Source organism: Chryseobacterium panacisoli, from assembly GCF_008274625.1.
In the GTDB taxonomy this organism is placed as follows: Bacteria; Bacteroidota; Bacteroidia; order Flavobacteriales; family Weeksellaceae; genus Chryseobacterium; species Chryseobacterium panacisoli.
Map to the genome: position 1 here is coordinate 388888 of NZ_VTRU01000002.1, position 15115 is coordinate 404002.

Sequence of the window (15115 nt, forward strand, 5' to 3'; positions counted from 1 at the left end):
AGGTTTTTTATGAAAACACCTAATTTAGATTTATTATAAATAATATTTGGCTCTTTATTTATTTACTGTTAAAAACATTGTTTTACGTGTTTTGTTTTAAATTTTAGGTTCTTGAAATCATTGAATATTATGAATCTTTATTATAGTTGTTGAATAATAAGAATATACAGCAATGTAAGAGTCATTTCCTTGCAAATGAAAATTTGCATGTGTTAATATTTATTAACATATTTGCGAATTAAATATATTAAAATTTGTTAATATGAATGTTAAATTACGTGTATTAAGCGCTGGAGCATTGTTCTTTCTAGGACAGGTAGCTTTTGCGCAGACGGCTAAAAAAGATACTACATCTAAAATAAAGCAAATCGACGAGGTCGTTGTGCTTGGGTATAGTAAGACTGCTACTAAAGCTAAATCAACAGCAGCATCAACTACCATATCTGAAAAAGTTTTAGAAGATCGTCCAAATGCCTCTTTTCTAAATTCATTACAAGGAGCTGCTCCTGGTATTACCATTAACTCTAGTTCAGGTTCACCTGGTTCAGGTAGAATTGATGTTAGAGTAAGGGGTATTGGATCTCTTAACTCAACTATGGATCCGTTGTATGTAATCGATGGTATGAGTACAAATGGAACTCAGTTTAGAAACCTAAATCCTGATGATATCGCTACGATCTCTGTTCTTAGAGATGCTGCTGCAACGTCAATCTATGGTAACAGAGCTGCAAATGGGGTTGTTATTATTACAACGAAAAATGGTACATATAATAGTGGAATGAAACTTTCATATGGTTCCACTATTGGTTTCTCTGCTTATCCTAATCACGATTATAATCTGGTAAATGGTAGTCAGTATAGAAGTTTGCAAAATGAATTTGTAAATGGACCAGATGAACAATATTCACCTGAAGAGGTTCAAAATGCACCTAATACAGACTGGAAAAAACAGTATTTCCAGACTGGGATGACCCAACAACATAATCTGGGAATGACCTTTGGTGGGAAAAATATCTCAGTTTATTCATCATTAGGGTACTTTGATATGACAGGTATCGTGAAGTCAACAGACTTTAAAAGGTTTAGTTTTAGGAATAACATCAATGGTAAATCAAATGATGGAAGATTTACATATGGAAGCCAGTTGGCTGTTGGATATTCAAAGAGACATCAGCTAGATCAGGAAACAAACGTTGCAGGTTTAGTGGCAAATCCACTTCAAAACCCATTGTTTAGTTCAATATTAGCTAGACCAGATTTGGAACCTAATCCGTATACAAGAGGATCTGATATGTATAAGGCAATTGGTGCAGGATATAGTGATAGAATTCCATGGGTTACTCAAGATATTATCAATGGAGGTGTACAAAACGTATATACTGAGACCAGTGTTTTAGCAAACGTTAATTTTGCATATAAACTTACTGATTATTTAACAGTAGGCCATAAATCTGGTATTGATTTCAAAGAATCTGACAGAGCTTTTGCACGTGCACCTTATGGATACTTGGCATTGGTTGCTAAAGCTGGGAATGACCCATATGGAGGTATTGAAGTACTGAATAATGTTAAAGATTTTAATATTAACAGTATTACGAATTTAACATTTAATAAATCTTGGGGAGATCATACATTAGAAGTTGGAGCATATTTAGATTATATTAAGGCTCACTACAGAACAAAACAGTATCAGCAGAACGGTCTAAATCCATTGACATGGGTATTAGGAGCAGGTACGGGTTATGTTCCTTACAGTACTACCACTCCTACTTTATATGTGCCGAATGTTACTGCACAAAACGTTAATGCAGGTGCATTAGCTTATTTTGCTACTGCAGATTACGATTATGCTGGTAAATATGGTTTTACTGGTATGGTAAGAAGGGATGGTGCATATAGATTCTCAAAAGAGAACAGATGGAATACATTCTGGGCTGTCTCAGGTAGATGGAATATTGATAAAGAAGCATTTATGGAGGGATCCGTTTTTGATATGTTAAAACTAAGATCTTCTTATGGTACTCAAGGTAACCAGAACTTAGGAATTACAGCAAATAACTTAAATCCTCTTGTGAACCCGGCTACAACGACTTTATTTAGAAATGTTTACCAGACATCAACAGCTTATTTGAACCAACAAGGTTTATCAATGACTGTTCTTGGAAACCCTGATGTTCGTTGGGAAACTCAAAAAATGTTTAACGTAGGTTTAGACTTTATTGCATTTGATAGAAAATTAGAAGGTAACTTCGATTACTATATCAAAACTACCAACAATTTATTTAATAAATTGAATACTTCAGCGGCATCTAATGGGGTATTTACTATTGATGGTAATAATGGTAGTATGAGAAATAATGGTGTTGAAGGTAGTTTACGATATAATATTTTAAACAAAGGCGATTTTAGATTATCTGTTTTTGCTAACGGATCATTTAATAAAAATAAGATTCTTGAATTGCCATATGGATATTCTCCGACAGATAACGTAAATGCTGCAGGGTCATTAGCTTTCCAATGGAACCTTATCCGTTATGCAGGTGTGAATAAGGAAACTGGAGAAATGCAGTTTTTAGACAAGAATGGTAATATTACTGAAACCCCTAATGATAGTGACAGAGTATTAACTGGAAAATCATTTTATCCTAAATATCAAGGTGGTTTTGGTCTAAATGGTTCATTCAAAGGTGTTTTTGCTGATGTTTTATTCTCATGGCAAGCTGGTGGATGGCAGTATGATAACCTATATCAGTGGTTAGTTGATCCAAATAGTATCGGTACAGGTAATAATGTAAGTGCAGATTTACTTGATTCTTGGACTCCTGATAATAAAAATGCAAGCCTTCCGTCTATTACTGCTACTAATACAGGGGCTGATGGAAGTTCTGACAGATACTTATATAAAACAGACTTTATTAGGCTAAAAACTATATCAATTGGGTATTCTTTCCCTAAAGCTAGTTTAGAAAAATTACCTATTAAAGGACTAAAGCTATTTGTTCAAGGTGAGAACTTGGTTACTTGGAGTAATTGGAAGGGGCTTGATCCAGAGCCAGTTACTGATTTCTCATTAAGTACTTATCCTAACCCTAAAACATTCTCTATCGGTTTCAACGTAGAATTTTAAAATTTAAAAAATGAAAAGAAATATAATAAAATTATTATTCATTGCAGGAACATTAGCAGCATTACCTGTGCTTAATAGCTGTAGTGATGCTATAGATGCAGTTCAGCCAGGTCAATTGGATGATTCAGAGGCTATTGCTACGATTGATGGTATGCAGGCTTTCCTTATCGGAAGTGTATATGGTACCTTAGAAACGGCTAATGAAGTGTATTTATCATCTGTCATTACTGATGAAGTTAAGCCGGGTGATGGTAGTGGTGGTCAGGAATTTCAATTGCACCGTTTCATTGTGAGTGGTGGAGTTGGGACGTATCCAGAGTTAATTTGGCAATCTCATTATAGAACGATTAATAGAATCAATAGATTGTTAGAAGGGGCAAGCAAAATTACACCTAATGGTGCAGCAGAAACAGCTAGTTATAATAAAATTGTTGCACAAGCCAGAGCTATCAGAGCTTTCTGTTATCTTGAATTAGAAACTTACTTCTCTACTAATATGGCAGATGAAAATGCATTAGGGGTTATTTTAAGTGATAAAGTAGATGAAGGAAACTTTGTTCAAAGACCTAGAGTTAGTAATAAAGATATTTATACGCTTATAAACAATGATCTTCAGTCTGCCAGAAATGCATTCACGCAATTTGACACATCTGCTAGTGCTGCGGCAAAATCTGATGCAAATAAATATTATGTAGGAAAAAGCTTTGTTAATGCTGTAAGTGCAAGATTTAATTTGTATAGAGGAAATTATGCACAGGCAAAAATAGATGCACAGGCTGTAATTGATGCAACTACAGGTGTTAGTGGTGCTTCTTTTAGTTTAACTGCTGGGACTCCAATTCTACCTACAGTTATACCTCCAGCTGTACCTCCAGCAATTGGTACTGCAGCTTGGAATAGTGCATTCTATAGTACATCAAATTCATTTAATCCATACAGGAATTTATGGGATGATAAAGATGGATTTAGAGGCGAAACAATTTTCTCTTTAGGTAGACAGGCTACCGGAGCTAATGGTATCGCTATAGGGTCAAGATATAATTTGAATAACTCAAGTGTTACTGGTACACCATGGTGGTATTTAGGGCGTAATTTGTATAATATTTTAACAGGTTTACAGAACGATGTTAGAAGATATGCATTTATTGATCCTTCAAGTACTCCAAATCCTAACTATCAGGCTCCTGGTGTTAATACTAGATTAGATAAACTGATCGTAGATAAGTATCCGGGTAAAACTGGTAGTAATACCAGAAATGATATTAAGTCTTTACGTCTTTCGGAAATGTATTTCATTTTAAGTGAAGTTGCTGCTAATGCTGGAGATTTTACTGGCGCTGCAAACTACATTAAAGCAATTAGAGATGCCAGAAATACACAAGGAACTGCAACAACTGCTCCTGTTTATGCTAATGCAACAGCTGCTTTTAAAGATATTCTAAATGAAAGAAGAATTGAACTTAGTTTTGAAGGGCATAGATATATAGATCTGAAAAGACTTGCTGTGAAAGCTGGCGTTTCAATGGATAGACATTCAACAGATGATATCGTTGATGTTTCTAATCTTACGAATGGTGATTACAGATATACATTACCAATTCCAAGTAGTGAAGTTGCTGGTAATGCAAGTGTACAGCAAAACCCTGGTTATTAATCATACAATAATCATTTGATATAGAACCCCTGCTCAAAGCAGGGGTTTTTTATGTCCTTTTATTTCTTATTTTTGCTGTACAATAATGAATAATGAAGTACATCCTTTTCATACTCTTCTCTTTAAGTTTTGTAGCCAGGGCTCAGGTCGTTAATAAAGCTGAGACCAAGCCTCAACCTAAAAAAGAAGATACCCTTGTAATAGATTCCGGGAAGAAAGATTCCCTGAAAATTTTTAAGCCTACTATTAATGATTACCAGTATCAGACTCAGTTTTCTGAAAAGAAAGTTTTTGATACCGTAATGACTTTTGATAAAACCTATATCTTTTCACAACAAAATAATAAAGATAACTTCGGAAGAATACAGACAGCCAATATAGGATCCGGTTTTAACCCTCTTGTATTTGAGGTGAATGATGAACAGAACCTTTCTTTACTGCCATCCAATAAATCTTATATGATTATTGGAGCAAATGACGTAAAATATTATGATGTAAAAACACCTACCGCTACATTTGTTTATCATAATGCAATGCGAAACGGCGCGGCTTTAAGCTCTACTTACACTCAGAATATTGGGAAAAGATTCAATTTTGCTCTTGAGTATATGGGACTCCGTTCTCAGGGACTTTACAGAAACTCATTAGCAGCGAATAACAATACTTTATTTTCAGGTCACTATACTTCAAAAAGCGGAAACTATGAAATTTTCGCTCACTATCTTCATCAGAATGTAAACAATCAGGAAAGTGGAGGTATTACAGAAGATAATCTGTTTATGAATGGTGACAGTAATTATAGCAACAGACAAAATGCTCAGGTAAACCTTGCATCAAGCAGCTCACAGTTTTCTTACAGAAGATACTATCTGAGTCATCAGTTTACTCCTTTCAATTCCGGGAAATTTCCTTTCAGTATAAGACATGTTATTTCTCATCAGGGGAATAAATATTATTATAACCAGACAGCTTTGGAGCCTTATTGGTATGATGATCCTGCTGAATTGGTTGATGGTTTTCCATTGACCACAAAAAAATATTCTGAAAACTTCAGTAATACGGTTAGTTTAATTTTTAATAATGAAAAATTCAAACTGGATGCTGGTGTGCGTTATCAGATGATCAAATTGGGAATAAGAGATGTTGTTGCCCTTAATGGCGTTCCTTTTCCTGGTGAGCTTAAAGAAAACAGAATAGGAGCTGTAGGAAATCTACAGGTAAAACTTTGGGATAAAATTCAATTGAATTCATTCCTGGAATTTTCAAACGGAAGCCAGTTTAAGAGCTACCTGAAAACAACCAATAATCTGAAGTTCGAGCCTATTAAAGATTATTTCGTTAATGCTAAAGTAAATTTCCAGAGTGCATACCCGTCGTTTAATTACTTATTGAATACGTCTGTTTACAATAATTTTAATTACTATCTGGAAAATGCAAAGAATCAGTCTGTGATGGAAGTTGGGGGAAGTATCAATTTGAAATGGTTTAAAACTGAGATTTTTGCCAACTATTTCAGAATAGATAATTATACTTATTTTGACAGCAATGGAAGCCCGAAGCAAAGTGATAATTCCGTGAATATTTCTCAAATCGGAGGCGATGCTACATTCAGCTTCAACAAATTCCATTTGAATACAAGGGTGCATTTCCAAAATACTTTAACCAATAAAGAATTACTCCCTATGCCAGGCTTTATTGGTAGAGCCAATTTCTTCTATCAGACACAGGCATTCAAAAAGGCAGCAGAAATTCAGGCAGGGATTAAAGTATATTACTTCTCTAAATTTGCGTCAAGAGATTATTTCCCTGTTCTTAATGAATATATCCTTCCCAGAGCAGATTCATTTTCAATTGGAGGACAGCCTATCGCCGATGTTTATATTAATATGAAGGTGAAAAAGATGTTCTTTTTCATAGAAGGTCAGCAGATAGGAACTGTTATTTCCAATAACAAAGCATATGCATTTCCACACTATCCGGTATACGATTTCAGATTGAATATCGGAATTGTGTGGTATTTGTTCAACTAAAAACTGTAAAGGTTGAAAACAATAAACAAAATATCATTCAACGATATAGAAAGCATCCCTCAATTGGTAAAAGATTTTTTGAATCAGAAAATTGAGGGTTTTGAAAATAATACATTTTCTTTAGATCATCTTAAACAACAGATTCATCTGAAAAAAGACTCTTTTTCATCAGGGAAGAGAAACATTTTATCAGAGGTGTTTGAAGGCCAGCTTTCAAGTCTTCCCCTTTCTTCAAAGCAGAGAGAAAGTCTTGAAAATCTTAAACTGTCCAATACATTTACTATTACAACAGGGCATCAGCTGAATCTGTTTTCGGGACCTGTTTTCTTTGTCTATAAAATTCTTCAGACTATAAAGACATGTACCTATCTGAAAGAAAATTTTCCGGATTTTAATTTTGTTCCGGTATATTGGATGGCTTCAGAAGATCATGATTTTGCCGAGATCAATCATTTTAAAACCGAGAATAATTATTATGAGACCAACGAGAAATCGGGTGGTCCGGTAGGGAAAATTGAGATCAGTGATACCTATTTTATTTCTGAATTTGAAAAAGAATTCAAAGATTCTATTTTCGGGACAGAACTGATCTTAATGATGAAGGAAGCCTATAAATCAGGAAATACTTTAACGGAAGCAATTAGAATTCTTGTGAACCGCCTTTTTTCAGAATTCGGACTTTTGATTCTGGATGGAGACTCTAAAGAACTTAAAAATCAAATGAAGGAGATCTTTAAAGATGAGCTTCTTCATTTCAGTTTACAAAAAACATCTGAAGATAAAGTAGATTTTCTGACAGAGAAATATGGAAAGGTTCAGGTAAATCCCCGTGAAATTAACCTATTCTATCTTTCTGAAACCAGAGACAGAATAGAATTTAATGGACAGAAATACATCATCGTAGATAAGACCATTCAGTTTACAGAAGAAGAAATTCTGGCTGAATTGGAAAATTATCCGGAAAAATTCAGTCCCAATGCTTTAATGCGCCCCGTATATCAGGAAAATGTACTTCCGAATCTGGCCTATATTGGAGGAAATGCTGAAATTATGTACTGGCTGGAACTTAAAGATTATTTTTCAAAAATTAATATTCCGTTTCCTATCCTGATTCCAAGAAACTCTATGCTTTTTCTGAAAGAGAAAACAATCGGAAAAATTGAGAAACTGGATCTTAAAATAGAAGAGTTTTTCCAGAATTTTACGGTCATTACCAATCATAAAATTTTAAAAGATAATCCGATTTTACAATTACTCGACGAGAAAGAGGAGCTGTTGGTTAGTAGTTTTTCAGCGTTAAGAACTTCGGCGGAAACCACTGAGAAATCTTTCGGAAATATGGTGAAGGCAGAAGAAGTACGTCAATTAAAATCATTCAAAAGAATGAAAAAACGTCTGCTTCATGCTGAGAAAATAAAACAAAATGAGTTGCTGGAAAGGCTTGAAAATCTGTTTTTAGATGTTCATCCAGCCAAAACATGGCAGGAAAGAGTTTACAATTTTAGCGTGTTCTTTTCAGATTATGGTTATTCGTGGCTTGAAAATTGTTTGGAAGAAATGGTGGTTCAAGATTCCAAATTAATAATTGTTGCCATTTAATTTTAAAGAAGTATTTTTGTAAATTATAATTATCGAATATGATAAAGAGGTTTTTTATTCTATCCAGTTTATGTATGGTTTTGGGAGTTTCAGCCCAGAAATCACATACGGTTGTGCAAGGTGATAATCCTTACAACATTGCAAAAAAGTATGGAATGACTGTAGGTGAATTGCTGAAGCTAAACCCAAAACATAAAGATGGCAAACTGGCTATCGGAGATGTTTTAACTATAAAATCAGAGAAAACAGCTACTCCGGTTGTCACAAAAACTGCTCCGGTAGAAAAAGTAACTTCAAGTACAAGTACTTCTTCCACAGGTAAAATTGTTTTACAGCCAAAGCAAACCATCTATGGCATCACTAAACAATACAGAATTTCTGAAACTGATTTAAGAAAACTGAATCCTGAACTGGATTCGCATATGAAAATCGGAGATGAGATCACATTACCTCTTGCCAGCATTAAAAAATACGGAGGAACTCAGCAGGCTGTAACAGGAGAAAAGCATGCAGAGCCTCCAGTTGAAAAAACAATAACTACCATTACTCCTACAGTTGTTACAGCAGCTGCGGAAGGAGAATCTTATGTCATCCAGGCAAAAGACAATTATTACAGAATTACAAAACAGTTTGGAATCAGTCAGCAGGACCTTTTTGCCTTAAATCCGGGATTGGAAGAAAAAGGACTTAAACCTGGTGAAACTATTACAATAAAAACATCCAACAGTAATACAAAAACTGATAATATTGCTGAGCCCGCAAATCCAAAAGCAAAAATGGATTCAGGGAATGAAAAATCAACTACCTCTTCCACGTCAAGCGTTGTTGCAGGAGATGATTATGTAACCTATACCGTTCAGCAGGGAGATACTGTGTTTTCCATTGTGAATAAATTCGGCGTTTCTATAGATGAACTTATTGCTCTTAACCCGGACCTTTCTCATGGGTTGAAAACTGGAATGGTTTTAAAGATCAAAAAACAGGATGCAGCATATATTAAGAAAAACGGTGACGCTCTCAGTGTGATCCTGATGCTTCCATTCGGGTATAGTACAAACGAAACCCAGTACAGGGCAATGGCACTTGACTTTTTAACAGGAGCTAAACTTGCTATTGAAAGAAATGCCAGAGGAGGTCAGAAACTGGATGTCAAAATAGTAGATTCAGGAAATGAAGCATCATTCAAAAACTCTTTGACACAGATCAACCCTGATAATACCGACCTTATTATTGGCCCTTTCTTTAAATCCAATGTAATTGATGTTCTTGATTTTACCAAAAATCAGAAAATCCCGATTGTAGCACCGTTTGCCAACACTCCGGAATTATATAACTACAATAATCTTATTATCGTTGAAACCAACAATCAGACGTATGCTGATAAAATTGTAGAAGAAGTAAAAGGAATTTATTCTGACCAGAAAATATATGTAGTGGCAGATGCTAAAAAAGAAAATGCCAATTACATCAAAGCAGGGCTTGAAAAAGCAGTGAAAAACCCTAATATTATTATTGTCAACTCTCCGGCGGATATTCAGCCTGATCAGAATATGATGACAGGTCAGTCTGCACCGGTTATTGCTATTTTAGCTAATGATGATAATGCAGCAGGGGATGCTTTTGCGAACAGAATCATTGCTATTTCTAAGGAAGTACAGGGGGTGAAAGCGTTCAGTATGTTCTATTCTCCAACTTTTGAGAAAAAAGTTGACGAGCTGAGCCAGGCAAGTCTGGTCTATCTGATGGATAGAAAGATCAATACAGATGGTAGCTTTGAAAAAGAAATTTTGGCCGCTTACAAAAGTAAATACTGTAAAACTCCTCCAAAATATGCTATCGTAGGTTTTGATGTAGTAAACGACATGTTAACCAGAGAAAATAAAAAAGGCGAGATCTTTAAGCAGATGAATAAAGTTCAGACTCAGCTTGCTACAAAATTTGAGTTTGTAAAATCTAAAGCTAACGGTGCTTATGTAAACACTGGTTACAGAGTAATCAGGCTGGTACCTTAACATGATTTATAGCTCTTTAAAAGAATATTGTTAACATTATAGTTATATTTGCATAATATTTAATTTAATACATGAAAGCACTTGTATTTCCAGGGCAGGGTTCTCAGTTCGTAGGAATGGGAAAAGAATTGTATGATTCTAGAAAAGATATTAAAGATCTGATGGAATCTGCCAATGAAATTTTAGGTTTCGACATTCTTTCCATTATGTTTAACGGAACGGATGAGGATCTTAAAAAAACAGAGGTTACCCAGCCTTCAATATTTATACATTCAGTAGCAGCATTAAAAGCCGTAAACGGTCTTGGTGCTGAAATGGTGGCAGGACACTCTTTAGGAGAGTTTTCAGCTTTGGTTGCCAACGGAGTTCTATCCTTTGATGACGGTTTGAAATTAGTTTCCGAAAGAGCAAAAGCTATGCAGGACGCTTGTGATGCCAATCCAAGTTCTATGGCTGCTATCTTAGGCTTAGATGATGCTAAGGTTGAAGAAATCTGTGCACAGATCAGCGGAATTGTTGTTCCTGCAAATTATAATTGCCCAGGACAATTGGTGATATCAGGAGAAACACCTGCAGTAGAAGAGGCTTGTGCAAAACTGAAAGAAGCAGGAGCTAAAAGAGCATTGTTATTACAGGTAAACGGAGCTTTCCACTCACCATTGATGCAGCCTGCACAAGAAAGATTGGCAGCTGCTATCGAAAAAACAAAATTCAGAAAAGCAACGATTCCTGTATACCAGAATATCACGACAACAGCGGTAACGAATCCTGACGAAATCAAACAAAACCTGATTGCGCAGCTTACCGGTCCTGTAAAATGGACACAGTCTGTTCAGAATATGATTAAAGATGGTGCATCCAACTTCGTAGAAGTAGGCCCGGGAAAAACCCTTCAGGGACTAATCAAGAAAATTGACGGATCAGTAGATGCTGCTTCTGCAATCTAATTAAAAGTATATGAACGCGATATTTTCACCGGGCAAGCTTATGCTTACTTCAGAATATTTCGCAATCGACGGAGCTCTTGTCTTAGCGGTACCTACCAAGCTGGGACAAGAGTTTTTTTTTGAAGAAAAAGAAGATGGAAGGTCACTTATTCTTTGGGAAGCTTATCATCAAAACAAATTATGGTTGAAGGCTGTCATTGATTATAAAAACTGGCAGATCTTAGAAACCAATATTCCATCAAGCGCTGAATTTATTGTCAAAACATTAAAGAATGTTCAGCAGCTTTCTGATACTAAATTCAAATCTAATCTTACTTACCACTTAAAGACCAATCTTCAGTTTCCTGCAGACTATGGCCTTGGAAGCAGCTCTACTTTGATGAACAATCTTTCACAATGGGCAGAAATTGATCCTTTTTATCTTAATACAATTAGCTTAGGAGGAAGTGGATATGATATTGCGGTTGCCAAAGAAAAATCTGCAGTTCTTTTCCAAAGCAAACCTGAGATTAAATATGAGAAGGTAGATTTCAATCCTTCATTTAAGAACGAACTGATTTTTATCCATTTAAATCAGAAGCAGGATAGCAGAGAAGGAATCAACTTTTACAAATCAAAAAAGAAGTCTCCGGAATTGGTTAATGAATTTTCGGATATCACAAAAAAAATAATGCTATGCAATGAATTGGAAAAATTTTCCGAATTAATGATGATTCATGAGCGTAAAATTGCTAATTTTCTTGAAATATCCACAGTCAAAGAAAAGTTCTTCTCAGATTGCCCTTCTTTTGTCAAAAGTTTAGGCGCATGGGGGGGAGATTTTGTAATGAGTGCCAAATTTGGGGGCTATAAGAACTATTTTTGGGAGAAAGGTTTTACAACTATTTTTGAGTGGGAAAATATAATTAATTTATAATCAAAGCCTTACGATCCTGTTTTTTTATTTGTCATTCTGACTTATATCAGTATATTTAAACCACCTTTAACAAATAATTAATATTATTTTTGTTGAAGTCAATAAAGAAATAGAAAATATAAGTAAAATGAAAAACACTAAAATCATCCAGGATTTAGAGAAATTAGGGATTAAAGGAAACTATGAAGTAGTGTACAATCCTTCTTATGAAGAATTGTACCAGGCTGAAGTTTCTTCTGAAAATCAGGGATTTGAGAAAGCTGAACTTACAGAATCTGGCGCGGTATCAGTAAAAACAGGAATTTTCACAGGTCGTTCACCTAAAGACAGATATATTGTTCAGGATGATGTTACAAGAGATACAATTTTTTGGGATGGTAAAGTAAATTTACCTACCACTGCAGAAATTTTCGGGTCTTGTAAAGAACTAGTGCTGAACCAGCTTGCTGAATCTAAAAAAATCTATGTAGTAGATACATTCTGCGGAACGAATGCAGATACGAGACTTAAAGTAAGATTTATCGTTGAAGTAGCATGGCAGGCGCATTTTGTTACTAATATGTTCATTCGTCCTTCTCACTATGAGCTTGAAAACTTTGGAGAACCTGATTTCACAGTAATCAACGGTTCTAAAACAATAAACCCTAACTGGGAAGCTCAAGGATTGAATTCTGAAAACTTTATCATGTTTAACCTTACTGAAAAATTACAGATCATCGGAGGTACTTGGTACGGAGGTGAAATGAAAAAAGGTATGTTTGCGATGATGAACTATTACCTTCCATTAAAAGGTATGGCTTCAATGCACTGTTCTGCTAACGTAGGAGAAAAAGGTGATGTAGCTTTATTCTTTGGACTTTCAGGAACAGGAAAAACTACTTTGTCTGCAGATCCGAAAAGATACCTTATCGGTGATGACGAGCATGGTTGGGATAACAATGGAGTATTCAATTATGAAGGTGGATGTTATGCTAAAGTTATCGACTTATCAGAAGAAAAAGAACCCGATATCTTCGCTGCAATCAAAAGAGATGCACTGCTTGAAAACGTTGTAGTAAACAATGGTATTGCTGATTATACTGACGGATCTATTACAGAAAATACAAGGGTTTCTTATCCAATTTACCATATCAACAAAATTGTATTACCTTCTAAGGCTGGTCATGCGAAGAAGATTGTTTATCTTTCTGCAGATGCATTCGGAGTGCTTCCTCCAGTTTCCATCTTGAATGAAGATCAGGCTCAATACCACTTCCTTTGCGGTTATACCTCAAAATTAGCAGGAACAGAAAGAGGAATTACAGAACCACAACCATCTTTCTCACCTGCATTTGGTGAAGCATTCCTTACATTACACCCAACGATGTATTCTAAAACACTGATCGGTAAAATGCAGGAGCACGGAGCTAAAGCTTATTTGGTGAATACAGGTTGGAATGGTACCGGAAAGAGAATTTCTCTGAAAGATACAAGAGCAATTATTGATGCAATCATTGACGGTTCTATTGATAATGCTCCTAAAACTCAGGTTCCAATTATGAACCTTGAGATCCCTACGGAATTACCAAACGTTTCTACAGGTATTTTAGATCCTAGAGATACATATGAAAGCGCTTCAGAATGGGAAGAAAAAGCAAAAGACCTTGCTTCAAGATATATCAAGAACTTTGAGCAGTACTGTGATACTGAAGAAGGTAAGAAATTAGTTGCTTCAGGACCTCAATTACAGGAACAGACTATCTAATAGTTATCTATAACATACAGAAAAGCCTCATCATTGATGAGGCTTTTTTATTAATATTTTTTACAGCTTTCAATCAACTCATTTTGTTCATCCAGTTTTAGGACTGTTGATTTGATTGATTCTTCAGTTAGATGTTTTATGATCATAAAATGTTTTGAAGAAAAGTAAGACCCTTCGTTCAATATTTTATCTAAATATTTTGGAGTAGTGAAGGTCATCCAATATTTTGCTTTGTTGGAAAATTCAATAGTTACTTCTATGGCATCAGATTCAGTATTTTCTATTGTATCCTCTATGTTAATAGAAATTATTTCCGGTTTATTATTTAAACTAAAATAAAACTTCGAATACCATCTCAGCCTTCCTTCATCATTCTGAACCTTTACATTTTCAGCGTTTATTTCTTCAATGATATATAATTTTCTTTTTGTTAATTGCCCGGAATAGAGCCCAATATCTTTACAGTAGATCTTATCCTTTATCTTCATAAATTATTTTCTTACTAACGATAATTATCTGTGGAAATCTGAGCGATCTGTGGGAAAATTATAAATTATAAAATTACTTCAAACTTAATATAGCCAATCTATATCCATCCATCCCGAAACCGGATAAAACTGCATCTGTATTTGCTGCCGTTACAGATTTTTGTCTGAATTCTTCTCTTTTATAAATATTACTGATATGAACTTCTACTTTTGGTTTTCGGATATTCTTTAAACAATCAGCAATAGCATAAGAATAATGGGTAAAAGCTCCCGGATTAATAATAACCGCATCAAAATCATCTTCCTGAAGCCTGTTGATAAGTTCTCCCTCAATATTTGACTGATAATATTTTAATTCATGAGACTCAAACTCGGATTTTAAAATTTCCAAGTAGCTTTCCATAGAAACATTTCCATAGATTTCCGGTTCTCTGGTGCCTAACAGGTTGAGGTTAGGGCCGTTTATTATCAAAACTTTCATACTATAAAATTAAAAACTTTTTTTAATTAAATGATCAAAAATTCACGCACAAATTATCATCTGCTCAAATTGTATTATTATTAATGATATTTATCATGTTTGATAAAATGGTAATGA

10 protein-coding genes are annotated in these 15115 nt (G+C 34.8%); 8 read left to right on the plus strand and 2 right to left on the minus strand.

Annotated elements, in window-relative coordinates:
- The first annotated feature begins 262 nt into the window (after nucleotides 1-262).
- The 8 genes from FW781_RS12250 to pckA all read left to right on the plus strand — a co-directional run bounded on the left by FW781_RS12250 (nucleotide 263) and on the right by pckA (nucleotide 14029).
- Nucleotides 263-3127 (plus strand): SusC/RagA family TonB-linked outer membrane protein, encoded by a 2865-nt coding sequence (locus FW781_RS12250; protein ID WP_149387695.1) that lies wholly within the window; start codon nucleotides 263-265, stop codon nucleotides 3125-3127.
- A gap of 10 nt (nucleotides 3128-3137) precedes the next feature.
- On the plus strand, nucleotides 3138-4781 hold the full coding sequence (locus FW781_RS12255) for a RagB/SusD family nutrient uptake outer membrane protein (RefSeq protein WP_149387696.1): 1644 nt from the start codon (nucleotides 3138-3140) through the stop codon (nucleotides 4779-4781).
- A gap of 92 nt (nucleotides 4782-4873) precedes the next feature.
- A complete protein-coding gene (locus FW781_RS12260; protein WP_149387697.1) occupies nucleotides 4874-6811 on the plus strand; it encodes a putative porin in 1938 nt (645 codons plus the stop codon).
- Between the two features lie 12 nt (nucleotides 6812-6823).
- Nucleotides 6824-8410, plus strand: coding sequence for a bacillithiol biosynthesis cysteine-adding enzyme BshC (gene bshC, locus FW781_RS12265; RefSeq protein ID WP_149387698.1), 1587 nt, complete (start codon nucleotides 6824-6826; stop codon nucleotides 8408-8410).
- 38 nt (nucleotides 8411-8448) lie between these two features.
- A complete protein-coding gene (locus tag FW781_RS12270) occupies nucleotides 8449-10422 on the plus strand; it encodes a LysM peptidoglycan-binding domain-containing protein (RefSeq protein ID WP_172625716.1) in 1974 nt (657 codons plus the stop codon).
- A 71-nt stretch (nucleotides 10423-10493) separates the two neighbouring features.
- Nucleotides 10494-11369 carry an ACP S-malonyltransferase gene (fabD, locus tag FW781_RS12275; RefSeq protein WP_149387699.1) on the plus strand — a complete coding sequence of 292 codons (876 nt, stop codon included), beginning with the start codon at nucleotides 10494-10496 and terminating at the stop codon, nucleotides 11367-11369.
- Nucleotides 11370-11379: 10 nt separating this feature from the next.
- Nucleotides 11380-12285, plus strand: coding sequence for a GYDIA family GHMP kinase (locus tag FW781_RS12280; RefSeq protein WP_149387700.1), 906 nt, complete (start codon nucleotides 11380-11382; stop codon nucleotides 12283-12285).
- Nucleotides 12286-12412: 127 nt separating this feature from the next.
- Nucleotides 12413-14029: a phosphoenolpyruvate carboxykinase (ATP) gene (pckA, locus tag FW781_RS12285; RefSeq protein WP_149387701.1), complete on the plus strand. Its 1617-nt coding sequence runs from the start codon at nucleotides 12413-12415 to the stop codon at nucleotides 14027-14029.
- A 50-nt stretch (nucleotides 14030-14079) separates the two neighbouring features.
- Here the strand turns inward: pckA and FW781_RS12290 are convergent, their stop codons facing one another.
- Nucleotides 14080-14517, minus strand: coding sequence for a hypothetical protein (locus FW781_RS12290; protein ID WP_149387702.1), 438 nt, complete (start codon nucleotides 14515-14517; stop codon nucleotides 14080-14082).
- A 73-nt stretch (nucleotides 14518-14590) separates the two neighbouring features.
- Nucleotides 14591-14998 carry a type II 3-dehydroquinate dehydratase gene (locus FW781_RS12295; protein WP_149387703.1) on the minus strand — a complete coding sequence of 136 codons (408 nt, stop codon included), beginning with the start codon at nucleotides 14996-14998 and terminating at the stop codon, nucleotides 14591-14593.
- Nucleotides 14999-15115 lie beyond the last annotated feature (117 nt).